The 24,950-nt window shown below is 64.6% G+C and carries 24 protein-coding genes; 14 read left to right on the forward strand and 10 right to left on the reverse strand.

What is annotated here, in order from left to right; genetic code table 11:
* Positions 1-50: 50 nt before the first annotated feature.
* Both nudC and LDZ21_RS24885 read right to left on the reverse strand, forming a co-directional pair.
* On the reverse strand, positions 51-986 hold the full coding sequence (gene nudC, locus LDZ21_RS24880; RefSeq protein ID WP_244797287.1) for an NAD(+) diphosphatase: 936 nt from the start codon (positions 984-986) through the stop codon (positions 51-53).
* A 481-nt stretch (positions 987-1,467) separates the two neighbouring features.
* Positions 1,468-2,010, reverse strand: coding sequence for a response regulator (locus LDZ21_RS24885; RefSeq protein ID WP_244796765.1), 543 nt, complete (start codon positions 2,008-2,010; stop codon positions 1,468-1,470).
* A 226-nt stretch (positions 2,011-2,236) separates the two neighbouring features.
* On the opposite strand from LDZ21_RS24885, the gene LDZ21_RS24890 reads away from it, so the two are divergent.
* The 4 genes from LDZ21_RS24890 (at position 2,237) to LDZ21_RS24905 (ending at position 5,538) form a co-directional block, all read left to right on the forward strand.
* Entirely contained in the window at positions 2,237-2,896 is a 660-nt protein-coding gene (locus LDZ21_RS24890) for a glutathione S-transferase family protein (RefSeq protein WP_244796766.1), read from the forward strand.
* Positions 2,897-2,921: 25 nt separating this feature from the next.
* Positions 2,922-3,629, forward strand: a complete 708-nt coding sequence (locus LDZ21_RS24895) for a DUF899 family protein (protein ID WP_244796767.1) — start codon at positions 2,922-2,924, stop codon at positions 3,627-3,629.
* Positions 3,630-3,751: 122 nt separating this feature from the next.
* Complete coding sequence (locus LDZ21_RS24900; protein WP_244796768.1) at positions 3,752-4,396, forward strand: septal ring lytic transglycosylase RlpA family protein; 645 nt, start codon at positions 3,752-3,754, stop codon at positions 4,394-4,396.
* 80 nt (positions 4,397-4,476) lie between these two features.
* A complete protein-coding gene (locus tag LDZ21_RS24905) occupies positions 4,477-5,538 on the forward strand; it encodes a phytoene/squalene synthase family protein (protein WP_244796769.1) in 1,062 nt (353 codons plus the stop codon).
* On the opposite strand, the gene LDZ21_RS24910 is transcribed toward LDZ21_RS24905, so the two are convergent.
* Positions 5,516-6,367, reverse strand: a complete 852-nt coding sequence (locus tag LDZ21_RS24910) for a LysR substrate-binding domain-containing protein (RefSeq protein ID WP_244796770.1) — start codon at positions 6,365-6,367, stop codon at positions 5,516-5,518. The two genes, LDZ21_RS24905 and LDZ21_RS24910, sit on opposite strands and share 23 nt — an antisense overlap.
* Positions 6,368-6,474: 107 nt before the next feature.
* On the opposite strand from LDZ21_RS24910, the gene LDZ21_RS24915 reads away from it, so the two are divergent.
* The 4 genes from LDZ21_RS24915 (at position 6,475) to LDZ21_RS24930 (ending at position 9,349) form a co-directional block, all read left to right on the forward strand.
* Positions 6,475-7,344 carry an alpha/beta fold hydrolase gene (locus LDZ21_RS24915; RefSeq protein WP_244796771.1) on the forward strand — a complete coding sequence of 290 codons (870 nt, stop codon included), beginning with the start codon at positions 6,475-6,477 and terminating at the stop codon, positions 7,342-7,344.
* A 122-nt stretch (positions 7,345-7,466) separates the two neighbouring features.
* Positions 7,467-7,817, forward strand: coding sequence for a hypothetical protein (locus tag LDZ21_RS24920; RefSeq protein ID WP_244796772.1), 351 nt, complete (start codon positions 7,467-7,469; stop codon positions 7,815-7,817).
* A gap of 158 nt (positions 7,818-7,975) precedes the next feature.
* Entirely contained in the window at positions 7,976-8,872 is an 897-nt protein-coding gene (locus tag LDZ21_RS24925) for a fructose bisphosphate aldolase (protein ID WP_244796774.1), read from the forward strand.
* Positions 8,873-9,124: 252 nt separating this feature from the next.
* Entirely contained in the window at positions 9,125-9,349 is a 225-nt protein-coding gene (locus LDZ21_RS24930; RefSeq protein ID WP_244796776.1) for a hypothetical protein, read from the forward strand.
* Here LDZ21_RS24930 and LDZ21_RS24935 read toward each other — a convergent pair.
* A complete protein-coding gene (locus tag LDZ21_RS24935) occupies positions 9,342-10,292 on the reverse strand; it encodes a LysR family transcriptional regulator (RefSeq protein WP_035965428.1) in 951 nt (316 codons plus the stop codon). The genes LDZ21_RS24930 and LDZ21_RS24935 overlap by 8 nt on opposite strands.
* A gap of 113 nt (positions 10,293-10,405) precedes the next feature.
* Here LDZ21_RS24935 and LDZ21_RS24940 point away from each other — a divergent pair, with 113 nt between their 5' ends.
* Together LDZ21_RS24940 and LDZ21_RS24945 are read left to right on the forward strand one after the other, a co-directional pair.
* The gene (locus LDZ21_RS24940; RefSeq protein ID WP_244796778.1) at positions 10,406-11,917 is read left to right on the forward strand and encodes a CoA-acylating methylmalonate-semialdehyde dehydrogenase; all 1,512 of its coding nucleotides are present in this window, start codon (positions 10,406-10,408) and stop codon (positions 11,915-11,917) included.
* 93 nt (positions 11,918-12,010) lie between these two features.
* Positions 12,011-13,102, forward strand: a complete 1,092-nt coding sequence (locus tag LDZ21_RS24945; protein WP_244796780.1) for an NAD(P)H-dependent flavin oxidoreductase — start codon at positions 12,011-12,013, stop codon at positions 13,100-13,102.
* Positions 13,103-13,218: 116 nt separating this feature from the next.
* Here the strand turns inward: LDZ21_RS24945 and LDZ21_RS24950 are convergent, their stop codons facing one another.
* The 5 genes from LDZ21_RS24950 to LDZ21_RS24970 form a co-directional block, all read right to left on the reverse strand.
* Complete coding sequence (locus LDZ21_RS24950; protein WP_404980587.1) at positions 13,219-15,561, reverse strand: penicillin-binding protein 1A; 2,343 nt, start codon at positions 15,559-15,561, stop codon at positions 13,219-13,221.
* An 83-nt stretch (positions 15,562-15,644) separates the two neighbouring features.
* On the reverse strand, positions 15,645-15,986 hold the full coding sequence (locus LDZ21_RS24955) for a zinc ribbon domain-containing protein YjdM (protein WP_244796782.1): 342 nt from the start codon (positions 15,984-15,986) through the stop codon (positions 15,645-15,647).
* A gap of 59 nt (positions 15,987-16,045) precedes the next feature.
* Positions 16,046-17,506, reverse strand: coding sequence for an efflux transporter outer membrane subunit (locus tag LDZ21_RS24960; protein WP_244796783.1), 1,461 nt, complete (start codon positions 17,504-17,506; stop codon positions 16,046-16,048).
* 19 nt (positions 17,507-17,525) lie between these two features.
* Positions 17,526-19,097 carry an MDR family MFS transporter gene (locus LDZ21_RS24965; RefSeq protein WP_244796784.1) on the reverse strand — a complete coding sequence of 524 codons (1,572 nt, stop codon included), beginning with the start codon at positions 19,095-19,097 and terminating at the stop codon, positions 17,526-17,528.
* Positions 19,090-20,217, reverse strand: coding sequence for an HlyD family secretion protein (locus LDZ21_RS24970; protein WP_244796786.1), 1,128 nt, complete (start codon positions 20,215-20,217; stop codon positions 19,090-19,092). Before LDZ21_RS24970 ends, LDZ21_RS24965 begins: the two co-directional genes overlap by 8 nt.
* Before the next feature lie 162 nt (positions 20,218-20,379).
* On the opposite strand from LDZ21_RS24970, the gene LDZ21_RS24975 reads away from it, so the two are divergent.
* The 3 genes from LDZ21_RS24975 to panS all read left to right on the forward strand — a co-directional run bounded on the left by LDZ21_RS24975 (position 20,380) and on the right by panS (position 23,157).
* Positions 20,380-21,042 (forward strand): TetR/AcrR family transcriptional regulator, encoded by a 663-nt coding sequence (locus LDZ21_RS24975; RefSeq protein WP_244796788.1) that lies wholly within the window; start codon positions 20,380-20,382, stop codon positions 21,040-21,042.
* Positions 21,043-21,251: 209 nt separating this feature from the next.
* Positions 21,252-21,986 carry a GlcG/HbpS family heme-binding protein gene (locus tag LDZ21_RS24980; RefSeq protein ID WP_244796790.1) on the forward strand — a complete coding sequence of 245 codons (735 nt, stop codon included), beginning with the start codon at positions 21,252-21,254 and terminating at the stop codon, positions 21,984-21,986.
* A 214-nt stretch (positions 21,987-22,200) separates the two neighbouring features.
* Positions 22,201-23,157: a ketopantoate/pantoate/pantothenate transporter PanS gene (panS, locus tag LDZ21_RS24985; protein WP_244796791.1), complete on the forward strand. Its 957-nt coding sequence runs from the start codon at positions 22,201-22,203 to the stop codon at positions 23,155-23,157.
* Here panS and LDZ21_RS24990 read toward each other — a convergent pair.
* On the reverse strand, positions 23,154-23,576 hold the full coding sequence (locus LDZ21_RS24990; RefSeq protein ID WP_244796792.1) for an HIT family protein: 423 nt from the start codon (positions 23,574-23,576) through the stop codon (positions 23,154-23,156). The genes panS and LDZ21_RS24990 overlap by 4 nt on opposite strands.
* A 109-nt stretch (positions 23,577-23,685) precedes the next feature.
* On the opposite strand from LDZ21_RS24990, the gene LDZ21_RS24995 reads away from it, so the two are divergent.
* The gene (locus tag LDZ21_RS24995) at positions 23,686-24,939 is read left to right on the forward strand and encodes a multidrug effflux MFS transporter (protein ID WP_244796793.1); all 1,254 of its coding nucleotides are present in this window, start codon (positions 23,686-23,688) and stop codon (positions 24,937-24,939) included.
* Positions 24,940-24,950: the final 11 nt, after the last annotated feature.

A 24,950-nucleotide genomic window follows, 5' to 3' on the forward strand; every position in this document is an offset into this window, starting at 1 on the left:
ACTCCCGCATTCAACATAGCGAACCGCCCCGACGTCGCAGCGTCGCGCGCTCACTCGCCCGTCCCATCCACGAAACTTCTCAACAAATGATGCGCGATCGCAAACGGCTTCGGCGCGGACAGTCCGTCCGCGTGCGTGCCGTCGAGCATCGCGGCGACCTCCGCGCGCGTGAACCAGCGCGCATCCTCCAGTTCCTTCTCGTCGATGCGAATCTCCGTGTCCGTTGCCCGCGCGAAACAGCCGATCATCAGCGATGAAGGGAACGGCCACGGCTGCGACGCGAAGTAACGCACATCCGAGCAGCGAATGCCCGCTTCTTCGAGCACCTCCCGATACACCGCATGCTCGAACGTCTCCCCCGGCTCGATGAAGCCCGCGAGCGCCGAATACATTCCCGGCGCGAATTGCGGCTGGCGGCCGAGCAGGCAGCGCTCGCCATCGGTGACGAGCATGATGACGACGGGATCGACGCGCGGAAAATGCTGCGCCCGGCAGTTGCCGCAGATGCGCCGCCATCCCGCGCCGGCGTCGTCGGTAGGGTGACCGCAGTTCGCGCAGAAACGATGCCGGCGATGCCAGTCGAGCATCGAGCGCGCTTCGCCAAGCGCGCTGACGATGGGCGCGTCGACGAGTCCCTGCATCGCGACGGGCCGCAGCTCTATCGCTTCGACCGGCACGGCTTCGAGCGCGCCGGCTGCGGTTTCGGCGCTGGTGTCTAGCGCGCAGGCGAAGAGCGCGCGTCCGTCCGTGTCGCGTCCCAGCAAAACAGTTTGAGTCGGCGTGCCGAACTTCGCGGCTTCTTGCGCGCCGAAAAGCGCATCGTGGTCCTGAGTGCGCTTGAACAGCGGCACGTCCTTCAGAAAGAGCAGAAAGCGCGTGGCGGCATCGTCGCGAAGGCGGGCGACGAATGCTTCGTCATCGCGTTTGTCGGACATCCGGTCGAGCGGATCGAGCGTGAAACCGATGGCATGAGGCGGCGTGGGCATGATCGAGTGGGTTGGAGCGGCGGCGCGCGCCTGGGAAAGAAGTCCAGCGAGCATCCTAGCGAAGTTGACGCAACCTTGCTGGCGGAGCGGGGCTTCGCGCTGGCTTATGAGTCCCGCATGTGTCGGATACGGGTGTAAGTCTCAAGCGACGTCCCGGACGACGGAACCGCCGTGCTGAGTCATTATTCAGTATCGTGATGGACGCCGCAGCGAGGCTGCGAGCCGCGGCTGACCGCATTCGAGCGCGTGTTTCAAAAGTTGGGACGACTGTGCTTGCATGCGGAACGCCGAACGCCGCATCCGAATGTCACGGCTTTCGACCGATAGCTGTGCGGCGGGCACTCGAGCAAAGTCGCGCCTTCGCTTTGCATCGATATCATGGGGAACGTTGTGCGTTCGCCATCGAGGGAACGTCCGCCGGCCACGTTCCGATCCTGCCGAACTACGGCGAACGCTTCGACACGATGTGGTCGATCGACGCTCAGCGAACCAGTCGACGAAAATCCGCCCGCAATAACGTGATCGCGCTGAACGGCCTCGCTCTTGTGCGAACACGGCCGTAGACCGCATTCGCATTGAACGCCTGGCGAACGACCCGCTCATCCGTCGCCTGCAGAATCCCCGCAATCCGCCGCGAAACGACGCCTTTCGCCCCCGACAGCACGCGATCGCACATTCTCCCGAGTTCCCTCAGTTCGTCGCGCGTGCTAGCGATGCCGCGTGCGCCTGCATGCTGCATCGCGCGCAGCGTGCGCGGATCGAACTGCGATGTGAGCACGACCACCGGCGTATGCGGATGCCGTTCCCGCAGCGCGCGCAGAACCTCGTGGCTGTCACCGAGCGCGTCACCGATGATGATCACGTCGCCCCTTGCATCATCGATCTGCGCAAGCAATTGCCCGGCGCTTTTCGCGCTCGCCGCAATGCAATAACGCCCGCGCGCCTCGAACCATGCTTGCAGCCCTGTCAGCAACGCGGGTTGCCCGTCTGCGATGACGAGTCTTATCTTCTCTATACGCATCATTGATCGCCTCGACTCATTGGGGGTTGAATCTCATCCGAGCGACAGCCGTACGCGCCAAGTTATCAGAGCCGCCCTGCCGCGACAATCGAACGGCAGCCGCATCCGGTTTTCCGCACTGCACAACAAGAAGTCATTGATTCGCGCCGGACAACGTCGATTCGCCGCCACGCCGATCGTCGTCCATCAAGCCGGCGATGAAACCGCCGCACATCAAGGAGATCGTCCGATGACCCTGAGCCTCTATGCGCATCCGTTCTCATCGTATTGCCAGAAGGTGCTGATCGCGCTGTACGAGAACGCCACGCCGTTCGAATGGCGTCCGCTCACGCCCGAAACGCCGCAGTCCATGCGCGAACTCGCCGAGCTTTGGCCGATGAAGCGCTTCCCCGTCATCGTCGACGACGGCAGGCCGGTGATCGAAGCGACGATCATCATCGAGTATCTCGACCTGTTTCACCCCGGGCCGGTGCGCCTGATTCCGGCCGATCCGCGCGCCGCGCTCGACGTGCGCTGGATGGACCGCTTCTTCGATAACTACGTGTCGACCCCGCAGCAGAAAATCGTCTTCGATTGCATGCGAGCCGAGAGCGAGCGCGATCCACGCGGCGTCGCCGATGCCCGCGCGATGCTCGACACGTCGTACGCGTATCTCGACCGCCTCATGTCGACGCGGGAATGGGCCGCCGGCGATGCGTTCAGCCTCGCCGATTGCGCCGCCGCACCGTTCCTGTTCTATGCCGACTGGACGCATCGCATCGGGGATGCATATCCGAACGTGATCGCGTATCGCAAGCGGCTTCTCGCGCGGCCGTCGTTCGCGCGGGCGGTGGACGAGGCGCGGCCGTATCGGCGATTGTTTCCGCCGGGTGCGCCGGATCGCGACTGACGTTTCTCAACACGGGAGAACACGCATGACATCGACACCTTCACTCGTTCCCGCCGCCGAACTCGCGGCGCGGGCGACGATGACCTTTCCGAATGAAAGCGCCGACTATCGGCGGGCGCGCGTCGCGCTGCTGGCGGAAGAAATCGAATTGCGGCGGCATATCGAGCGCGTCGCGCGGATGCGGCGCGCGTTGCCGCCCGGCGGAGAAGTCACGGGCGATTACCTGTTCGAGGGCGAGCGCGGTCCCGTCGACATCGCCGGCCTGTTCGGCGACAAGCAAACGCTCGTCACTTACAGCTACATGTTCGGGCCGCAGCGCGAGCGGCCCTGCCCGATGTGCACGTCGCTGCTGTCGGCATGGGAAGGCGAGGTGCGCGATATCGAGCAACGTGTGGCGCTCGCTGTCATCGCGCGCTCGCCGCTCGCCAAGCTCGTCGCGTTCAAGGAGGAGCGCGGCTGGCGCGACCTGAAGCTGTATTCCGACACCAACGGCAACTTCAGCCGGGACTATTACGCGATCTCGAAAGAAGGCGGCGATGAACCCGCGCTCAACGTGTTCACGCGGCGCGACGGCGTGATCCGCCACTTCTGGAGCGGCGAAATGGACTTCGCGACAGCCGATCCCGGCGAAGATCCGCGCGGCGCGCCCGATCCGATGCCGCTCTGGACCGTGCTCGACATGACGCCGGAAGGACGCGGCACGGACTGGTATCCGAAGCTGAACTATTCGTAAGCCGCGCGGTGCTTGTGTCAAGTTGAGTCAAATGTGGGCGCGCGTGGTCAACTTCGATGGCGGGCCGGCGTTATGGGCGAACCGTTTCACGGTGAATCGGTATTACCGGGAGAAGTTCGCTCATGGTTGCAAACGCATTCATCCGGCGCGCGCGCGCGGCGGGTCTCGCATCCGTCGGCGCGCTCGTCGTGCTCAACGGGTGCGCCGCGCATCGGTCAGTGAGTGCGCCTGCGGCGGCAGAGCCGTCTCAGGGCGAGCCACGGGATGCGCAGGAAGCGCCGGCGGTTGCGGCATCGCCGGTCGATGTATCGGCCCCGGCCGCACCCGGCGACGCGGCAGCGAAACGGCCGGAATTCGTGGAGGCGTCGTTCTACGGCAGCAAATTCCAGGGGCGTCGCACGGCAAGCGGCGAGCGCTACGACATGCACGCGCTGACCGCCGCGCATCGCACGTTGCCGCTCGGATCGTATGTGCGCGTGAGCAACGCGTCGAAGACGCGGTCGGTGATCGTGCGCATCAACGACCGCGGCCCGTTCGTCAAAGGGCGCGCGATCGACCTGTCGTTCGCCGCCGCGGGCGAGCTCGGCCTGCGCAATGCGGGGCACGCCCGCGTCGTGCTGGAACCGGTCGAGCCGGTGAGGCTGAAGATTGCGTCGCCCGCCGCCGCGTCGAACAAGCCGCGCATTCATCGCGCGAAAACGACGAGCAAGCCGGTGAAGCTGCGTCTCGCGCATGCCCGGCCTCACAGCGCGCGGGCGCGAGCGTAGAAGCCCGGCTCGACGGCCATCGGACGGATACAATGCGGCGGCACAAGACCCGCGCCCTGCCGGGTCATCCGATCCGACACATGAATCCATCGCCCCGGGCCTTTCTTCTCGGCCCGCTCCTGAAGAGCGTTTCGCGGTCTTTCTATCTGACGCTGCGCATTTTGCCGCCCGCGATGCGCGATCCTATCGGGCTCGCCTATCTGCTCGCGCGCGCCGCGGACACCATCGCGGATACCTCGCTCGTGACGCCGGCGCGCCGGCTGGACCTGCTGCTGTCGTTGCGCGCGCAAGTGAACGGTGCGCCGGACGATGGCGCGCTCGCCCGCATCGCCGATGAAGTCGCCGGGCAGCAGGCGCAGCCGGATGAACGCGTGCTGCTGGAATCGCTCGGACCGGCGCTCGCGATTCTGAACGACCTCAGCGCCGCCGATACCGCCGCCGTGCGCGACATCGTGACCACGCTCAGCACCGGCATGGAGTTCGACTTGCGCACGTTCCCGGACGAAACGTCCGGCCAGATCGCCGCGCTCCAGCGGTTCGACGAACTCGACCGTTACACCTATCTCGTCGCGGGATGCGTCGGCGAGTTCTGGACCAAGATGACCTTCGCGCACATGCCCGGCCTCATCCGGACCGAACCCGATGTGATGCTCGCCCGCGGCGTGCGCTTCGGCAAGGCGCTGCAGATGACCAACGTGCTGCGCGATTGCGCACGCGATCTGCGCATCGGCCGGTGCTACCTGCCCGCCGACACGCTGGGGCGTCATGGTCTCGCGCCGCGCGATCTACTTGCGGCGCACGCATCGTCGCGTGCGCGGCCCGTGCTTGCCGACCTGCTGCGCGCAACCTTGCCGCTGTTTCAGGATGCGCTCGACTACACGCTCGCGATCCCCTCGCGCGCCGTGCGGCTTCGGCTCGCGTGTCTGTGGCCGATCATGATCGGGCTGGACACGCTCGTGCTGCTCGCCCGCAACGACGCGTGGCTCGATCCTGCGCGCATCTCGAAGGTTCGCCGCAACGACGTGTATCGCATCATGGCGACGTCGATGCCGCTCGTCGGATCGAATCGCATGCTGCGCGCGTGGGTGTCGCGCCGGATGAACGCGATCGAATCCGCGCTTAACGGCGCAATTCCGCGATAATCCGCTCCGCCAGAAAATCGCACGGCGGCCGTTGCGATGCGGCGCTGCGCGCGAGCACCACTTCGAGCGCGGCGATTTCCGGCAGCCCTTGCGACTGCCCGAGCAGCGTGAAGTGCGACGGCACCGCGCATTTGGCGAGCGGCGTAACGGCAAGCCCGGCTTCCGCCATCGTCAGCAGACCGAGCAGGCTCGGACTTTCGTAAGACGTCCGATAGCCGATGCGCGCCCGTTCCAGACTGCGGATCGCGTTCTCGCGTGCGACGCTGCCCGGCAGGAACACGGCGATCGGCAGCGGCCGTTCGCGCCAGATGTCGGTCGCGCCGGGCGCGGCGGCCCAGACCATCGGTTCGTGACGCAGGAATTCGCCGGAGATGCCCTTCACGCGCGTCGCGCACACCAGATCGACGTCGCCGTCCTTCAGCATCGGCGCGAGCGCGACGCTCGGCAAGCCGACAACTTGTATCTCGACCTTGGGATACGTCGCCGAGAATTTCTTGAGGATCGGCGGAAACAGCGACGACGCGTAATCGTCCGGCACGCCGATCACCACGCGCCCGGTCACGTCCGGCCGGACGACCGCCGCCCACGCTTCGTCACGCAGCGCGATCATCCGGCGCGCGTAGGTGAGCAGCACTTCGCCGTCTTGCGTCGGCACCACGCTGCGCGGCTTGCGCACGAAGAGCGCCTTGCCGAGCGCGGTCTCCAGCGTCTTAATCTGCATGCTCACCGCCGATTGCGAGCGATGCACCAATTCCGCCGCGCGGCTGATGCTGCCGGTGTCCGCGACGGCGATGATCATCGAGAGGACGTCGAGGTCGAGTGCTTTCATGGAAGGTAGGGCGAGCTCCGGTATCAGAAAAACTGGACGATCCTATCAATATTATGCGATTTTCTTTTAGGTCGCCGGGCGGCATAGTGCAGGAAAGGAGCCTACCGATGAACGCGCGTACCGATCCCGCTGTCCTCGCCGCCGTGCAAGCCATGCCCGAACCGTCGTTCGCGACGACCGCGTCGGGTGTGTCCGTGCCTTATGTCGAATGCGGCGACGGCGAGCCGCTCGTCTTCGTGCACGGCTCGCTGTGCGATTACCGCTACTGGAGCGCGCAACTCGCGCCGCTCGGCCAGCACTTCCGCGCGATCGCGCCGAGCCTGAGCCACTACTGGCCCGCCGTCGACGCCTTCGTGCAGGGCGAGTTCGGCTGGCGCGCGCACGTCGAGGAGATGGCCGAGTTCATCGTCGCGATGGATATTGCGCCGGTGCACCTCGTCGGCCATTCGCGCGGCGGCTGCATCGCGTTTCATCTGGCGCGCGAGTATCCGCGCCTCGTCAAGACGCTGACGCTCGCGGACCCCGGCGGTCCGCTGCAGACATCGGCGCAGGCCGCGCCCGCCGCGCTGCCGCCCGCGACCAACGCGCTGCGTTCGCGCGTCGCGGAACTGATCGAACAGGGCGATTCGGACACTGGCCTCGCGATGTTCGTCGACTCGGTCAGCATGCCCGGCTTCTGGCAAAAGAGCACGGAGAGCTTCCGCCGCATGGCGCTCGATAACGCGCTCACGCTGCCGAAGCAATTCCGCGATCCGTTGCCCGCCTACACCCGCGAGGCGGCGCGTGACATCAAGTGCCGCACGCTGCTCATCGACGGCCAGAAAAGCCCGCGCATGTTCCGCAACAACGTCGACAAGCTCGCGGAGTGGATCGAATTCGCGGACCGGCAGACGATGGCGGGGGCGTCGCACGGCATGAATGTCGCGAGTCCGGGCGCGTTCAACCGCGCGGTGCTGGGCTTGGCGGGCGCGTGGTAAGCGTCGGACGAACGGTCGGGTTTTCCTTCAGACTTTTTGATCGCGTGTTGTGACGGCACAACCGAAACCGCGCGACGGCCGGGCTACCATCGTTGCCATCTCATTGCCGTCGCGAGGCACAGGTGAGCACCGGTCACGACGATCTCGACGCATGGAAGCGCCAGCGCACCGTCACGCTGGCGTTCGAACTGGCCGATAGCGGCCGCTACGAGCACTTCGGCGACATCGCGTACACGCTGCAATTCGAGCGCGGATTGTCGATATCGCTCATCGACGATCCCGTCATGCGCCGCCAGCTCAACGAGCGATGCGGCAATGCGCGCGAGGCGCTGGCGCCGCCGCCCACGCTGCCAGCGCAAGCTTCGGACACGGCCGACGCTGCGAAGCCCGCTCCTTCACTGCTGCGCCGCGCCGCATCCGCGCTCTGGCGATCCGCCCCGCCCGCCGGCGACCTCCAATCCGCCGCGTCCTGAACGGCATTCACGCCTTTCTAGCCAAATCGCCGGGCAAATGGCGGATATGCACGAGAGTTGCGCGCGCCAAAACCTGTAAACTCAAGAAAGTTGAACCAGAAGCCCGGACACGCACCGCGCGTGCGGTCCGGCGTTTGAACTTTGAGGAGGAAATGCTCGTGGCTAACGAAAAGATGCTGGCGCAGATGGCGGAGAAGCAGGGTTTCATCGCCGCTCTGGATCAAAGCGGCGGTTCGACACCCGGCGCGCTGCGTCAATACGGAATTGCGGACGACGCCTACAACGGCGAAGCCGAGATGTTCAAGCTGATGCATGAAATGCGCGTGCGCATCATGACCGCGCCGGCCTTCACGGGCGAGAAGGTCATCGGCGCGATCCTGTTCGAGCGCACGATGGACGGCGAAGCCGAAGGCAAGCCGGTGCCGACGTTTCTGTGGGAAGACCGTGGCGTCGTGCCGTTCCTGAAGGTCGACAAGGGGCTGGAAGCCGAAGCCGATGGCGTGCAGATCATGAAGCCGATTCCCGGCCTCGACGAACTGCTTCAGCGCGCGGCCAAGCTCGGCGTGTTCGGTACGAAGATGCGCTCGGTGATCCATCAGGCGTCGGAGAAGGGCATCGCGGCGGTGGTGAAGCAGCAGATCGAAGTGGGCGAGCAGATCATCGCGCAAGGTCTCGTGCCGATCCTCGAGCCGGAAGTCTCGATCAAGAGCCCGGACAAGAAGGGCGCGGAAAAGATCCTGCGCGACGAACTGCTGAAAGGCCTGGACGCGCTGCCGGAATCAAGCCGCGTGATGATCAAGCTGACCATCCCGGACGAAGCGGATTTCTATCGCCCGCTGATCGAGCATCCGCGTGTGATGCGCGTGGTGGCGCTCTCCGGCGGCTACTCGCGCACGGATGCATGCAAGCGCCTTGCGGAAAACCACGGCATGATTGCAAGTTTTTCGCGTGCGCTCATCAACGAGCTGAAGAAGTCCATGAGCGATAGCGAGTTCGACAAGACGCTCGCTGAATCGATCGACGAGATTTACGAGGCATCGGTCAAGAAGGTCTGACCCTGAGCCGGCGGCTGCAATCCGTTGCAGCCGCATTGCATGCTTGAAAACGCGCCCTCCGGGGCGCGTTTTTCATGGTCAAGCGCAATCCTTCGGATCATTAACTGGGGTTTGTCAGATCTCTCGCACCCTCGTTCGCTTCCTATACTTCCTGCATGGGACGCGAACCACGATTGTGCCGATCGTATTCCGCGAGCTTGCGGTCGTCCCAGGCCACGGCACGAGTGCCGGAATCATCGTCGACGACTTGCCATGAAAGACCTCGCCTGGACTCTGTTCATTTCGGTATCCTTCGTAACGGCGATCGCGATGCTCTCGTGCACCGTCACCACCTATCTCGATCTCTGGCAATTCCACGGCGACCCGCGCCGCCGCGACGAGCCGTTGCGTTTCCGCCTGCTTCACTCCACCTGGTTCTTCTATTTCAACGCCTGCACTTGCCTGATGGCGGTGGCCGCGCTGCTCTACGTCACGTGACCGAGAGCGGGAAGCCGCCTGCAAACGCCTCGCGCAAGTATCCGATGAAGAGCGCAACCGCGCGCGGGACGTGCGGCGCATAGGGACGCACGACGTAAAGCTGATCGGCGAACGCGCCCACCGGACGCCAGTCCGGCAACAGCACCACGAGTTTTCCCGCCTGCACGGCCGCTTGCGCGGTGAAGTCGGGCAGCAGCGCGATGCCGAGATCGTCCAGCGCCGCATCGCGCAGCAACTCGCTGTTGTTGGCGGAAAACGCGCCGTTCACCGCGAGCGTGTACGGCCCGGATGCCGTCTTGCGCGCGCCCTTGCGCACGAACGACCAGATGCTGGCCGCCTGCGTGCGCGGATAGAACAGGCAATCGTGGACGGCGAGATCGGCGGGCGTCGCGGGCGTGCCGCGCCGTTTCAGGTAGGCGCGCGTCGCGACGATGACCGAGTGCGTATCGCACAGCTTCCATGCGACGTGCGTCTCCGGCGCGTGCGCGCTGTGCCGGATGGCCAGATCGAAGCCTTCGGTGGCGATCGACGTCAGCCGGTCCGATGCCTCCAGTTGCACGCGCACTTCGGGATGCGCATGCAAAAAGCCCGCGAGTTTCGGCGTCAATTGCTGCCGCGCGAACGCGACCGGCGCGGTCACGCGGATCAGGCCCCGCGCGATGCCCGCCATCTCCCGCACGCCCGAAAAACTCGCGGCAATATGCTCGTATTGCCCGCGCGTTTCATCGACGAGACGCCGGCCCGCCTCGGTAAAGCGCACGCTGCGCGTCGTGCGCGTGACGAGCGGAACGCCCGCTGCGCGCTCCAGTTCGGCGATGCGCTGACTCATCGCCGCCTTACTGACGCCGAGCCGCGCGGCCGCCGCCGTGTAGCTGCCCTGTTCGGCAAGCACGGTCAGCCAGTGCAGATGCGTCCAGAGCGTCTCGATCTTTTCGTCTTCCATGCGCCGATTGTTTGGCAGCGTGAACAATGAGTTCAATCATAGCGTCTTTGCAGCGCCCGCAACGCTTCTTACACTGACGACATTGCCAACCCATTCCGCAGACGGGAGACGAGATGCAAGCCTTCAACGATACCGCCGACGTCGTTCACTACATTCACGGTGAGCGCGTGAACGGCTCGGGCACGCGCTCGCAGCCGATCTTCAACCCCGCGACGGGCGAGCGTCCCCGCAAGCTCGTGCTGGGCGAAGCCGCGGATGTCGAAGCCGCCGTCGCCAGCGCGAAGGCTGCGTTTCCCGCATGGCGCGACATGCCGCCGATCCGCCGCGCGCGCGTCATGCAGCGTTTCCTGGAACTGATGAATCAGAATCGCGATGCGCTCGCCGCGATCATCACCGCCGAGCACGGCAAGGTCTTCTCGGATGCGCAGGGCGAAGTGACGCGCGGCATCGAAGTGATCGAATTCGCGTGCGGCATTCCGCAACTGCTGAAGGGCGATTACACCGAACAGGTCTCAACCGGCATCGACAACTGGACGACGCGCCAGCCGCTCGGCATCGTCGCGGGCATCACGCCGTTCAACTTCCCGTGCATGGTGCCGTGCTGGATGTTCCCGGTCGCGATTGCAGCGGGCAATGCGTTCATCCTGAAGCCGAGCGAGCGCGATCCTTCCGCGTCGCTGTTCATGGCGGATCTGCTGAAGAAAGCCGGCTTGCCCGATGGCATCCTCAACGTCGTGCAGGGCGACAAGGTCGTCGTCGATGCGCTGCTCGCGCACCCCGATGTCCGCGCGATCAGCTTCGTCGGCTCGACTCCGATCGCGAACTATATCTACGAAACGGGCGCGAAGCACGGCAAGCGCGTGCAGGCGCTCGGCGGCGCGAAGAATCATATGGTCGTGATGCCGGACGCCGACATCGACCAGACCATCGACGCACTGATCGGCGCGGGCTATGGCTCCGCGGGCGAGCGCTGCATGGCGATCTCGGTGGCCGTGCTCGTCGGCGATGTCGCCGACAAGATCGTGCCGCGTCTGGCCGAACGTGCGCGTCAGCTCGTCGTGAAGAACGGCATGGAGGCGGATGCGGAAATGGGTCCGATCGTCACGCGCGCTGCGCTGGATCGCATCGAAGGCTATATCGCGATGGGTGTCGACGAAGGCGCGCAACTCGTCGTCGACGGGCGCGGCCTGAAGGTCGCGGGCCACGAAGACGGCTTCTTCACGGGCGGCACGCTGTTCGATCATGTCACGCCGAACATGCGCATCTACAAGGAAGAGATTTTCGGACCGGTGCTCGCGTGCGTGCGTGTGAAGGACTTCGCCGAAGCCGTCGATCTCGTCAACGCGCACGAGTTCGGCAACGGCGTCGCATGCTATACACGCGATGGCCACGTCGCGCGTGAGTTCGGCCGGCGCATCGAAGTGGGCATGGTAGGCATCAACGTGCCGATTCCGGTGCCGATGGCATGGCACGGCTTCGGCGGCTGGAAGCGTTCGCTGTTCGGCGACATGCACGCTTACGGCGAAGAAGGCGTGCGCTTCTATACGAAGCAGAAGTCGATCATGCAGCGCTGGCCGGAAAGCACGGAGAAGGGCGCGGAATTCGTGATGCCGACTTCGAAGTAATCTCTTAACGTATGAACATGACGCCCGCTTCTCCACGATGGACAAGCGGGCGTTATGCTTTGCGATGACAGTGCTTTCAGGAGAGACCTTTCCATGACCCCTACCTTGATGCAAAGGCTCGGCATCACGAAGCCCATCATTCAGGCGCCGATGGCCGGCGTTAGCACGCCCGCGCTCGCGGCGGCGGTATCGGACGCGGGCGGGCTCGGCTCGCTCGGCGTCGGCGCGATGAACGCAGAGGCCGCGCGCAAGACCATCCGCGAGACGCGCGCGCTGACTGACAAGCCGTTCAACATCAACGTGTTCTGTCATCGTCCGGCGAAGGCGAACGAGGCGGTCGAGAAGGCATGGATCGACTGGCTCGCGCCGCTATTCGCACAGTACGATGCAAAGCCGCCGCAGACGCTCGGGGAAATCTACACCAGCTTCCTCGTCGACAAGGACATGCTCGACGTCTTTCTCGAAGAGAAGCCCGCCATCGTGAGCTTTCATTTCGGACTGCCATCTAATTATGCGATCGACGCTTTGCGCCGTGCGGGCATCACGCTGATTGCATCGGCGACGAACGTGCGCGAAGCGCAACAACTGGCCGATGCGAACATGGATGCGATCGTCGCGCAGGGTACCGAGGCGGGCGGTCATCGCGGTCTCTTCGACATCGACAGCGACGACGATGAACTCGGCACGTTCGCGCTCACGCGCCTTCTGGCCAGCAAGTTCGACGTGCCGGTGATCGCAGCGGGCGGCATCATGGATGGCGCGGGCATCGCGGCTGCGCTCGCATTGGGCGCGCAGGGGGCGCAGTTGGGCACCGCGTTCGTGGCGTGCACGGAGACATCGATCGATGCCGGTTATCGCCGTGCGATTCTCAGCGATGCCGCGAATCGCACGGCCTTCACTGCGGCGATTTCCGGACGCATGGCGCGCGGCCTCGCCAACAAGTTCACCGAACTGGGCCGCAGCGCCGATGCACCGCGCAACCCCGACTATCCCATTACTTACGACGCCGGCAAGGCACTGCATGGTGCTGCGAAGGCGAAGGGCGAGTTCGGTTACGGCGCGCAGTGGGCGGGGCAAGCGGCGGCGCTCGCACGCGAATTGCCGGCCGCCGAATTGATGGCGCGGCTTGTCGCGGAGCTGGATGAAAGCATTGAGGGACTTCAACGCTATGCGAGTGCGCGCTAGCGAACTGGTTTTATTCGCATGAGCCGTTTCAGGTCCGCCCGCTAATCGGCGCATCGGCGCGGAGGTGCCCGGCGTCCCTCGCGGGCATCGGGCGGAGCGCTTCTCCGGGGCCTGAATCAGGGTGCCGATGCCGGCGCTGCGCTCGCCGCCTCGGGACTCGAAGGCAACAACGGCGGCATCGTCTGAAATACCGGCGGCTGCGGCGGCGCTTCTTCGGTCACTTCGGCTTCGGGCTCGGCGGGCGCGCGCTTCACGCGAGCCGGCTTCTGCGTGACGGTCTGCCCGGACTTCGCAACAGTCGGCTTCGCCGTCTTGCCGAAGGTCTCGTCGATCCAGCCGCGCAGGCGCGTCGTGAAAGTCTGCCATGCGCTCGGCGGCGCCTGAATGTCGAAGCGCGCACGTGCATCGATCAGATGCGAACGCAACGCGCGTTGCGTGAAGTCGCCGACCATCGGCAACGCGCTATGCGCGCCTTGTCCCCAGTAATCGCTGCGCAACGTGACGCGGCTATCGTTGAAGCCGACCCATGCGCCCGCAACCAGTTGCGGATGCATCAGGATGAACCAGCCGTCCGCGTTGTCCTGCGTCGTGCCGGTCTTGCCGGCGACATCGGCGCGAATGCCAAAGCGCGTGCGAATGGCCGTGCCGGTGCCGCGGTTCACCACGTCGCGCATCACATCGACGAGCTTGTGCGTTGCATCGACCGATAATGCGCGCTCCGGCGTGCTGTCGAATTGCGCGAGCACTTCGCCCTGCTTGTTCTCGATGCGCGTAACGAGCAACGGCTCCATGTAATTGCCATCGTTCGCGATGGTGCCGTACGCCGACACCATTTCCTTCAGCGTGACCGGGCTCGTGCCGAGCGCGAGCGACGGCACTTCGTCGAGATGGCTCTCGCGCACGCCCATGTCGCGTGCGAGCCGCGCGACGCGAGCCGGGCCGACGGTCTGCATCAGTTGCGCGGTGATGCGGTTCTTCGAATACGCGATGCCGTCGCGCAAGCTGACTGCACGGCCACTGGGCGGCGCTTCGTCGGTCGGATGCCAGGTCTCGTCGCCTTTGACAGGAATCGTCACGTCCTGGTCGACGAACGTATCCGTCGGCATCGCGCCGCGCTCGAAAGCCGCGCCATAGACGAACGGCTTGAACGTGGAACCGGGCTGGCGGCGCGCTTGCTGGACGTGATCGAACGGGTCTTGCGTGAAGTCGCGGCTGCCGACCCACGCCTTGATCTGGCCGTTGCGCGGATCGAGTGCGAGAAACGCAGCCTGCACGCGCGTCTTTTCTTCACAGAGCGCGCGCATGAAGTTGCGATCCCCGATCAAATGCTTCAACGCATCGGCATCGTTCGCGCCGGCGTCGCGGGCCTTGCGATAGTCGCCCGTCTCTCGGATGAACGCGCGCGCGAGATCGTCGTTCGCGCTCGCGCAGCCGCCGCGTCCGCCCCACGCCGCATTCGCAATCGACTGCAACTGATTGCCCTGCAACATCAGCGATTGCGTCGCCATGGACTGCAGGCGCGAATCGATCGTCGTCCTGACGATCAGCCCATCCGAGTAGATGTTGAAGTCGTGGTCGTCTGCCCACGCGATCAGCCATTTGCGCAACTGCTGCGCGAAATGCGGCGCGCGTCCCGGCTCCTCGGTCTGCCGCTCGAAGTCGATCCGCAGCGGGCGCTTCTTCAGCGCATCGAGTTTTGCGGGCGCGAGATGACCGAAGCGCACCATCTGACCGAGCACGATGTTGCGCCGGTCGAGCGCGCGCTCCGGATTGATGACGGGGTTGTAATAGCTGTTGCCCTTCAACATGCCGATGAGCGTCGCGCTTTCGAGCACGTCGAGCTGGCCGGCGGACTTGTCGAAGTAAGTGCGCGCGGCCATTTCGATGCCATACGCGTTATACAGAAACGGCACCGTGTTCAGATACGTTTCGAGAATCTCGTCCTTCGAATAGACGGCTTCGATCTTGAACGCGGTGATCGCTTCCTTCAGCTTGCGGGTGAGCGTTTGGGAGCGGCCGACTTCATCGGGATACAGATTGCGTGCGAGCTGTTGCGTGAGCGTGGAGCCGCCCTGACGGTCGCCCGAGAACGTATGCACCGCAGCCGATGCAGTGCGCCGCCAGTCGATACCGTGATGCTCGTAAAAGCGCCGGTCTTCCGTTGCGATGAGCGCATCGACGACGTTCGGCGATATCTGCTTGAGGCTCACCCATTCGCGATGCGTCGGCTTGAACTCGGCAAGCAGCCTGCCATCGGCGGAATAGATTTGCGCGGGCTGATCGACCTTGGCTTTGCGAATGTCGCGTATGCCGGGCGTGAACGGAATCAGCACCAGCACATAAAGCAGGAACAACGCAGGCAGCAGAAGCAGCGTGCGGGGCCGCAGATGCGGACGCAGCCGGACCGCAAGCTGGGTCAGCGCTGCGCGCGCGGTGGCTTTGAATTCGGACGCGGTCAAAACGAAACGGCGGGGCCGGGCAGGGAAAAGACTGCATCGTAACGCATCTTTACATCCTGCCCGCCGAGGTTTCTATCGCGAGATCATGCCTTGCGGACGAATTCGGACTTCAGGCTCATCGCGCCGAAGCCGTCGATCTTGCAGTCGATATCGTGATCGCTATCGACGAGACGGATGTTCTTGACCTTCGTGCCCATCTTGATGACGCCGCCCGAGCCCTTCAGCTTCAGGTCCTTGATGACGGTCACCGTGTCGCCGTCCTGAAGAATGTTGCCCGCCGAATCGCGATACACCTTCGCGGCGGCTTCGGCGGCGTCGCCCGCTTGCGCCTTCCATTCGTGCGCGCACTCGGGGCAGATGTAGACGCCGCCATCCTCGTAAGTGAATTCGGAATGGCATTGCGGGCAGGGAGGGAGGGCGTTCATCGGTAATCCTGTCTTGCTGGGTGAAAAGCGCGAGAGTATAGCGCCGCGCGCAGCTCCGGTCAGGAGCTTGGATTGTCGCGCTGTTGCCACCCGAGTCCAAGACTCTTTTGCAAGGAAACGTAGTCCTTCAACAACTCAGCCTGCGCCGCGACCACGTCCTGTTGCGCGGCGAATTGCGTGCGCTGCGCATCGAGCAGATCGATCAATGTCGATACACCCGCCGTATAGCGTTGACGCACGAGCGTAGCTGAACGCTCCGACGACGCCTGCACCTGCTGTAACCGCACGACATGTTCGCGCTGATTGCCGTAACGCGAGAGCGCGGAATTGGCGTCCTTCAGCGCGGCGAGCACGGTCTTTTCGTAACGCGCCTCGGCTTCGTCGCGCGATGCCTCGGCGGCATCGACGCTCGCGGTCGTGCGGCCGAAATCGAACACGTTCCATTGCAGATACGGCACGCCGACCCACGAGAAATTCTGCTTGCGCAACAAATGGGCAGGGTCGGAAGCCGAGAAGCCGATATCGCCGAGCAAGGACACCTTCGGGAAATAATCGGCGATGTGCTCGCCAATCTGCGCATTGCTCGATGCGAGACGCCGTTCCGCCGCGCGAATGTCGGGGCGCTGCTGGAGCATCGTCGCGGGATCGCTGATGGATACCGATGCGGGCAGCGCTGGCAACGGAGCGGGCTGCGCGAGTTCGGCATCGAGTGCGCCGGGCGCGCGGCCGGTCAGCACGGCGAGCTGATCGAGCGAATCCGTGATCTGCACTTGCAACGGCACGAGCGTTGCGCGCGTGGTGTTGACCTGCGTGGAGAGACGTTCGACATCGACCTCGGCCGCCGTGCCGCGCGCGCGCCGCTGCTCGGTGAGCGTCAGCATTTGCTGCTGATACTCGGCGGTGCGCTGCGCGAGCGCGAGACGTTCCTGCTGATCGCGCAGATCGATATACGCCGATGCCACTTCCGCCGCGAGCGACACTTGCGTGTCGGAGAGATCGGCCTGGACGGCATCGGCTTCGCCGGATGCGGCTTCGATCGCGCGCCGCGTGCCGCCGAAGAGGTCGATTTCCCAGGAGGCATCGAAGCCCACGGTGTAGAAATCGACCGGGCCGCGACCGCCGCCCGAGCCTTCCGATTGCCCGAAGATCGAGGTATCGGGCGAACGCATGCGCAACGCCGCCGCGGAAGCCGATACTTTCGGCAGTTCATTCGCGCGCTGCTCGCGCAATTGCGAGCGCGCTTGCCGCAGACGCGCTTGCGCCATCTTGAGGTCGGGATTGTGCGCGAGTGCGGCGTCGATCAGCGCGTCCAGTTGCGGATCGTTGAGCGAGGACCACCATGCGGCGGGCGCATGCGTCGTCGCAACGCCTTCGAGCGGGGCACGCACGAACGCGCCGCTTTTTACGGATTCAGATGCGACATCCGGCGCGCCGCGATAGTCGGGGCCGACCGTGCACGCGGCGAGTGCGAATGCCGCGAGCGGCAGCAAGCGAGTGAAAGAGAAGTGGCGTGATGACATCTTTAATTGATTCATTGCATCAGTGTCCGGCCGATGGCATTTCGCCGGGCTGCGGCTTGGGCGTCTTCAACAACAGCGCGAGCGGCAGGCACGCAAGCAGCGCGATCGCGAGCACATAGAACGTTTCGGAGTACGTCATGACGATGGCTTGCTGGCTGATCTGCATCGACAGTTGGCCGAGCGCCTGCAGCTTCGCGTGCGCCATGTCGCCGGTCTGTGCAAAGAAGCTGGCCGCGCTGCCCGCGATGCGCTCCTGGCCAATGATCGAATTCGCTGTCACCGATTCGCGGATCGCCGCGCCGTGAAAGTCGTTGCGCCGATCGATGACCGTGCCGAGAATCGCGAGCCCCACGGAGCCGCCGAGATTGCGCGCCATGTTGTAGAGGCCGGCTGCATCGCCGGATTCCTCGCGCGAGACCGCGGCCATCGATGCCTGATTGAGCGGCATCATCGCGAGCATCTGCCCGAAGCCGCGCAAGATTTGCGACCAGAAGAAGTCGTCACCGACGCTCTGCGCGGTGAGCGAAATGTCGAGCAGACAGCTTGCCGCGAAGAACAGCAAACCGGAAATGACGAGCACGCGGGAGTCGACCTTGCCGAGCAGACGGGGCAGCACGGGCATGATGAGAAACGCGGGCACGCCGGATATAAGCATGATCGAGCCGGACTGGAACGCGTTGTAGCCGGCGACGATGCTCAGGAACTGCGGCAGCAGGAACGACACGCAATAAAGTCCCGCGCCGACCGCGAACACGATGAAGATGACGCTCGCATAGCGCGGATTGCGCAACAGCGACAACCGCACGATAGGCTGCTTCGCGACGAACTGCGACACCGCGATGAGAATGAAACCGAACGCGGTGACGCACGTCAGCATCACGATTTCATGCGATTCGAACCATTGATTGCGCTGGCCTTCCTCGAGCACGACCGTGAGTGAGCTTAGACCGATCGCCAGCCCCGCAATGCCGATCCAGTCGGCCTTGAAGAACGCTTCCCAGTGCGGCTTGTCCGCCGGGAGGCCGCTGACGAGCAGCACGGCAAGCGCGATGCCCACCGGCAGGTTGATGAAGAAGCACCACGACCACGAGATGTTTTCCGCGAGCCAGCCGCCGAGCACCGGGCCGAGCAGCGGCCCGAGCAGCACGATCAGCCCGAAGATGGTCATGCCGACGGGCATCTGCTGACGCGGCAGCCGCGTGCGGATGATGGTCTGCGCGGTCGGAATCATCGCGCCGCCGGTGAAGCCCTGGCCGATGCGGCCCGCGACCATCATCGGCAGCGAATTGGACAGCCCGCACATGATCGAAAAGAGCGTGAAGAGCACCGCATTGCCGAGCAGAAAGTTGCGCAGCCCGAACACGCGGGTGAGCCACGCGGCAAGCGGAATCATCACGATTTCGGACATCAGATAGCCGGTCGAAATCCATGTGCCTTCGGTGCCGGTCGCGCCGATTTCGCCCTGAATCTGCGGAAGCGCGGAGTTCGTGATGGAGATGTCGAGCGTGGCCATCAACGCGCCGAGCGCGCCCGCCGTGACGGCGATCCAGTCGGTGGCGCTCGCGCGGGCTTGCGCGTTCGCGTCAGTCATGGCGATTTTCTGCGGCGATGCGCTTGCTCTCGTCGGTGGCCGATTTCGTATCGACATCGACGGTCACGGACAGGCCCGGCAGCAGCACCTTGCGCGTTTCGGGCCCCGTATCGACGCGAATCCGCACCGGCACGCGCTGCACGATCTTCGTGAAGTTGCCTGTTGCATTCTCCGGCGGCAGCAGCGCGAATTGCGCGCCGGTGCCGGGCGAAAAACTCTCGACGACGCCATGCAGATCCGTGCCCTTGAGCGCATCGACGTGCAGCGTCGCCGGTTGCCCGACGCGCATGCGGCCCACCTGCGTTTCCTTGAAGTTCGCTTCGAGATAGACCGTCTGCACCGGCACGACCGTCATCAGCCGCGTGCCGGGCTGCACGTACTGGCCGACGCGCACGGAACGATCGCCGACGCGTCCCGCGAGCGGGCTGTAAAGCGTGGTGTCGTTCATGTCGAGCTTGGACTGGTTCAATTGCGCTTGTGCCGCTTCCATTTGTGCGCGGGCCTGCACGATCTGCGCTTGCGTCGCCCCGATTTGCGTGGCGGCGGAGCGGGCGGCGGCCTGATTCGCGGCGAGCGTGGCGCGCGCCTGATCGCGTGTGCTGACGAGGCTGGCGAGACGCTCGGCGCTTTCCGCGCCCGTGGCGACGAGCGGACGATAACGGCTGACGTCGTCTTCCGCATGTTGCAGACTGACGCGCGAGACTTCGGCCTGCGCCTTCGCCTGGTCGGCGTTGGCCTGCTGCTGCCGGAGTTCGGCTTCGGCGCGCTGAATGTCGGCGGCGCGGGCGTCCAGCGTGGCCTTCGACTGATCGAGCGAGGCCTGATACTGCCGCGTATCAAGGCGCGCGAGCGGCGCGCCGGCGGCTACGGCCTGATTGTCTTCGACGAGGACGTCGGTCACATAGCCGCTCACTTTCGGCGCGATGGTGACGCTGTCGGCTTTCAAATAAGCGTCATCCGTGCTTTCGACGAAGCGGCCGACGGTCCACCACCGAAGCCCCCACGCGAGCGCGACGACGGCCGCGACGATGCCGACGATGATGACCAAGCGCCGCCGCGAGGGCTTGCCTTGAGTAGCCGAATTGGAATCGCCGCCTTGTGTGGGCGCTGCAACTGCCATGTTTTCTCCGGAGATTCGTGAGCGCGCGCGAAAGGCGGCCCGATGAAAGCGGCGCACGCGATGCGAAGAGGCACGCTGTTGCGCTCGCCAAACTAGACGATGTCGTCTAGTATGCACGAATGTAGACGCGAGCGTCTAGTTTGATCAGATCATGGACACAAGATGACGAAGCAGCGCGACGACCGCGACACCGAAAGCCACGACGCCGGACGCGTCAATGCAGCACGTTCTCCCTTGCAGGCGCGCGGCCGCGCAAGAATCGAGGCCGTCCTGGACGCGACGGCGGAACTGATCGTCGAAAAGGGCTTGCCGGGCGTCACCATGCATGGCGTCGCGCGGCGCGCGCAAACGCCCATCGGCTCGATGTATCACTTCTTTCCGGACCGTGAGAGCCTGTTGAGCGCGCTGTGGGACCGGCACATGGCGGCCACCGGCGAGATCGACGACGAGCTCGGCCAGATCGGTATCGACACGTGGCGCGGGCTGTCGTCCGAGGCGGTGATCGACCGCTTCATGACGCCGTACATCACGTATCTGGAGCAGCACCCCGACTGCCTGATCCTGATGACGGTCATGCCGCACGACGACAACAAAAAGCGTGACGCCGGCACGCTGCGAAAAGTGGTCGATGCGCGCATGCCGCAGGTCAAGCCTGCGGAACGCGCGCTGTACGTGGAGATCTTGCGTGCGCTCGCGAGCGGATCGCTTGCGATCAAGCTGCGGCCCGCAATGGGCGACGTGCAGCTTGCCAAGCGCTATCTGCGTGAGGTGAAGCGGGCGCTGGCCGCGTATCTGGCGTCGGTGGAAGCGTCGGTTCTCAAGTAAAGCGCGACGCTCCCTTTCAATTCGCATAACGACAGACACGAAATCCTTTCGGTCGCTGCAGATACGCAACTCATTCAGATATCCAGGGAGTTCACGCGGTTCAGATAACCGCTCGTTCTATTAACTAAGGCATCCTATCTTGTTAGGCAGCGATCGATTTTCGCGCGTCACTCGTGTAGTCAAATCGTATGTACATCGGGAGAATCGCCATGCGTAAAGTCGCTTGTCACTCGCTGCTTGCCGGACTGTGCATCGCTTTGGTTGCGCCGCTGGCTCACCCTCATTCATACGATAACGACGACGCTCCCTCCGGGCGATGCATCCTTCCTCAAGGCACGGTGTCGCTGGTCGAGAAACAGCTCTATACCGTAGTCAATCTGAGCGATGGCAACGGCGGCATTTTCAAGCCGAATCGCATGTGGGCGGCCGTCGTGGATCGGCAGGGACATCTCTGTTCCGTCATCAAGACCGGAGACGCATGGCCGGGCAGCCGCGCGATTGCGATTGCGAAGGCCTATACCGCGAACGGCTTCAGCAACGACGCGCTCGCGCTATCGACCGCCAATCTGTACGCTCCCACTCAGCCGGGCGGATCGCTGTATGGCCTGAACAATTCGAATCCATTCGATGCGCGCTTTCTCGAGCAGGGCACCGGCATCGGGCGCACGCTCGGAGGCGTCATCACCTTCGGCGGCGGCGTCGCGCTGTATGCGGGCGGCAAGGTGGTCGGCGGCCTGGGCGTGAGCGGCGACAGCGCATGCGCCGATCATGCCATCGCGTACCGCATGCGCAAGCTCGCGGGACTCGGCAGCGTGCCTGCCGGTCAAGGGCCGGGCAATACGGACAACATCGTCTATTCGACGGGCGCATCGCCGATGGGCTTCGAGCATCCGCACTGCTTCCCCACGGACTTGAGCGCGAGCAAGATCGAGTCGGTGCGCTGACTCCAAGGCGCTTGTGGCCGCCCACAGCCGGTAGAATGCCACGCCCGCCGTCATCCGGGCCGCGCCGTGCGCCATCCGCGCACGCCGGCGCCACGGCGGGCATGCGCCCCACGAAGGCAAGCCTTTCGCAGTTCTCTTCGACCGCGAGCCGTAACCATTTCCGGCTCGCGCGTCATCGCACACATCACGACACGACCTCCGAGGAACGCTTCAAATGCTTGCCCGCATCACCCGTCTTTTTCCGCTTTGGGCCGTGGTGGTTTCAGTCGCCGCCTATCTGTCGCCTTCTTCTGTGACCGGCATTGCGCCGCACGTCACGACGCTGCTCACCATCATCATGCTGTCGATGGGCGTCACGCTTTCCATCGACGATTTCCGCCACGTCTTCACGCGCCCCGCCCCGGTCATCGCGGGCATCGTGCTGCATTACCTCGTGATGCCGCTCGCCGCCTGGGTGATTGCGAAGCTGCTGCGCATGCCGCCCGATCTCACGGCGGGCATGGTGCTCGTCGGCAGTGTCGCGAGCGGCACGGCGTCGAACGTAATGATTTACCTCGCACGCGGCGACGTCGCGCTGTCCGTCACGATCAGTGCGTTGTCGACGCTCGTCGGCGTGTTCGCGACGCCGCTGCTCACGCGCCTTTATGTCGATGCGTCGATCGCCGTCGACGTGCACGGCATGCTGATGAGCATTCTTCAGATCGTCGCGCTGCCGATCATCGTCGGGCTGATCGTGAATCGTCTGTTCGGCAAGTTCGTGCGCAAGATCGAGCCCGTGCTGCCGATCATCTCGATGGTGTCGATTCTGCTCATCATCGCGGCGGTGGTCGGCGGGACGCAGAAGAGCATTGCGTCGGTGGGCGCGGTGGTCGCGCTGGGCGTGGTGCTGCATAACGGCATCGGCCTGTTGGGCGGCTATTGGGGCGGCCGTCTGCTCGGTTTCGACGAAGCCGTCTGCCGCACGCTCGCGATCGAAGTGGGCATGCAGAATTCCGGCCTCGCCGCGACGCTCGGCAAGCTGTATTTCACGCCGATCGCCGCGCTGCCCGGCGCGCTGTTCTCCGTGTGGCACAACCTGTCGGGCTCGATGCTGGCGGGCTACTGGGCGGGCCGTCCCGCGAAAGGATCGACGCGCGAGGCGGATGCATCCGGCATCGCGCGGCAGGGCTAGACGGTCAGAGCCGGGCGGATGCGCCCGGCCAGCGCCTCGAGCGCCGCATCGTCGGCGCGCACGCGGCCATGCTGCCTGAGCGGCACATCGCGCCAGCGCGGAATGATGTGAAAGTGGATGTGCGGCACGGTCTGACCGGCCGCCTCTCCGTTGAACTGCGCGATGAGCATGCCATCGGGTTGCAACGCATCGCGCACCGCTGCCGACACGCGCTTCACCTCGCGCATGCATTCGGCGAGCGCGGCATCGGATACCTCGTGGATGGTCGCGGCGGGCTCTTTCGGAATGACGAGCACATGCCCGTCCGATTGCGGCATGACATCCATGAAGGCGAGCGTGTGCTGCGTCTCGCGCAGCTTGATGCACGGCAACTCGCCGCGAAGAATGCGGGCGAAGACGTTGTTCGGGTCGTATTGCATGGGCGGCTCCGTTGATCAGATTGCAGTGTAGAGCGTTCGGCTCGCGGACGATCGCACGGCTTCTCGCGATGACAGGCAAAATACGCGTTCGCACCCGAACGCCGCCTTCATGAACCCTGCCAACCCCGACCGCTCTTTTGCCGCCGCGCGTGAATCGAATTCGCCGCGTTTCCTGCTGTTTCTCGTATGCCTGTTCGCTTCCGCCGGACAGTTCGCCATCGACATCTATGTGCCCGCGCTTCCCGCGATGGCGCGTTACTTCGCCACCTCGCCGCAGGCGATCCAGTCGAGCGTCTCCGGCTACATGGCGGCGTATGCGCTCGGGCAACTCATTTTCGGCCCCGTCGCCGATGCCTATGGCCGCAAGCGCGTGCTCGCGTTCGGGCTGGTGATCTACACGCTCGGCTGCCTGCTTTCGCTCGCCGCGACTAGTCTCGAGACCTTCCTGCTCGCGCGCTGCATGCAGGGCTTCGGCATCGCGACGACCAATCTGCTCGCGAAGACCATCATCACCGATTCCTTCACCGGCCAGGCGCTGATGCACGCGTTCACCTATATGTCGATCGCGTGGGGTCTCGCGCCGATCGTCGCACCGGTGATCGGCGCGCATTTGCAGACGCTGTTCGGCTGGAAGTCGTGCCTCGTGTTCCTGCTGCTTTACTCGATCGTGATGTGGGGCCTCGTCTGGCGCTATCGCGAGACCTTGCCGCGCCCCGTTCATCTCGCGCCGCGCACGTTGCTGACGAACGCGGGGAAGGTGCTGTCGAGCCCGGTGTTCCAGAGCTGTTTTCTCGCGCAAGGCCTCTGCTACAGCATCCTGCTCGTGTTCAATATCGTCGGCCCGTTCATGGTGCAGAACACGCTGCAGAAACCGCCGACTTACTTCGGCTATCTCGCGCTCGGCATCGGCCTGACCTACTTTCTCGGCGGCCTCTCAAACCGCGTGCATGGTCCGCGCTTGCCGAGCGCGGAGCGGCGGCTGCGCATCGGGGCTTGCGGGATGGCGGCGGCATCGCTCGTGATGCTGCTGCTTGCGTTGACCGTCGGCCTGCGCGTATGGACGCTCGCGACGCCCGTGCTCGTGATGGGCTTCTGCGCCGGCGCGATGTATCCGACGCTGATGGCGAAGGGCAATTCGCTGTTCCCGCATATCGCCGGGCTGACGAGCGCGATTCTCGGCTGCGCGCTGCTGCTGGTTTCATCGGCGATGATGGCGCTCGCCGGCTTCGTCTCGGTGCACGTGCTGGCGCCGCTCGCGGTGTTCTTCGTCGCGCTGGCGTTCACCGTCGTATGGATGGTGTCGAAGTTGCTGCGGCATCTGGAGCAGGCGCAAGCGGATGCCGCCGTGCAGCGCGGGGCCTAGATTCAAGGCGT

The sequence above is a fragment of the Caballeronia grimmiae genome (assembly GCF_022879615.1).
Classification (GTDB): domain Bacteria; phylum Pseudomonadota; class Gammaproteobacteria; order Burkholderiales; family Burkholderiaceae; genus Caballeronia; species Caballeronia grimmiae.

Bases quoted from the DNA above. Each gene is read 5' to 3' on its own strand.
- nudC (WP_244797287.1), bottom strand. From the start codon at position 986: ATGCCCACGCCGCCTCATGCCATCGGTTTCACGCTCGATCCGCTCGAC.
- LDZ21_RS24965 (WP_244796784.1), bottom strand. From the start codon at position 19,097: ATGACTGACGCGAACGCGCAAGCCCGCGCGAGCGCCACCGACTGGATC.
- panS (WP_244796791.1), top strand. From the start codon at position 22,201: ATGCTTGCCCGCATCACCCGTCTTTTTCCGCTTTGGGCCGTGGTGGTT.
- LDZ21_RS24940 (WP_244796778.1), top strand. From the start codon at position 10,406: ATGCAAGCCTTCAACGATACCGCCGACGTCGTTCACTACATTCACGGT.
- LDZ21_RS24990 (WP_244796792.1), bottom strand. From the start codon at position 23,576: ATGCAATACGACCCGAACAACGTCTTCGCCCGCATTCTTCGCGGCGAG.
- LDZ21_RS24980 (WP_244796790.1), top strand. From the start codon at position 21,252: ATGCGTAAAGTCGCTTGTCACTCGCTGCTTGCCGGACTGTGCATCGCT.
- LDZ21_RS24995 (WP_244796793.1), top strand. From the start codon at position 23,686: ATGAACCCTGCCAACCCCGACCGCTCTTTTGCCGCCGCGCGTGAATCG.
- LDZ21_RS24905 (WP_244796769.1), top strand. From the start codon at position 4,477: ATGAATCCATCGCCCCGGGCCTTTCTTCTCGGCCCGCTCCTGAAGAGC.
- LDZ21_RS24930 (WP_244796776.1), top strand. From the start codon at position 9,125: ATGAAAGACCTCGCCTGGACTCTGTTCATTTCGGTATCCTTCGTAACG.
- LDZ21_RS24910 (WP_244796770.1), bottom strand. From the start codon at position 6,367: ATGAAAGCACTCGACCTCGACGTCCTCTCGATGATCATCGCCGTCGCG.
- LDZ21_RS24900 (WP_244796768.1), top strand. From the start codon at position 3,752: ATGGTTGCAAACGCATTCATCCGGCGCGCGCGCGCGGCGGGTCTCGCA.
- LDZ21_RS24895 (WP_244796767.1), top strand. From the start codon at position 2,922: ATGACATCGACACCTTCACTCGTTCCCGCCGCCGAACTCGCGGCGCGG.
- LDZ21_RS24960 (WP_244796783.1), bottom strand. From the start codon at position 17,506: ATGTCATCACGCCACTTCTCTTTCACTCGCTTGCTGCCGCTCGCGGCA.
- LDZ21_RS24975 (WP_244796788.1), top strand. From the start codon at position 20,380: ATGACGAAGCAGCGCGACGACCGCGACACCGAAAGCCACGACGCCGGA.
- LDZ21_RS24970 (WP_244796786.1), bottom strand. From the start codon at position 20,217: ATGGCAGTTGCAGCGCCCACACAAGGCGGCGATTCCAATTCGGCTACT.
- LDZ21_RS24885 (WP_244796765.1), bottom strand. From the start codon at position 2,010: ATGATGCGTATAGAGAAGATAAGACTCGTCATCGCAGACGGGCAACCC.
- LDZ21_RS24890 (WP_244796766.1), top strand. From the start codon at position 2,237: ATGACCCTGAGCCTCTATGCGCATCCGTTCTCATCGTATTGCCAGAAG.
- LDZ21_RS24945 (WP_244796780.1), top strand. From the start codon at position 12,011: ATGACCCCTACCTTGATGCAAAGGCTCGGCATCACGAAGCCCATCATT.
- LDZ21_RS24955 (WP_244796782.1), bottom strand. From the start codon at position 15,986: ATGAACGCCCTCCCTCCCTGCCCGCAATGCCATTCCGAATTCACTTAC.
- LDZ21_RS24935 (WP_035965428.1), bottom strand. From the start codon at position 10,292: ATGGAAGACGAAAAGATCGAGACGCTCTGGACGCATCTGCACTGGCTG.
- LDZ21_RS24915 (WP_244796771.1), top strand. From the start codon at position 6,475: ATGAACGCGCGTACCGATCCCGCTGTCCTCGCCGCCGTGCAAGCCATG.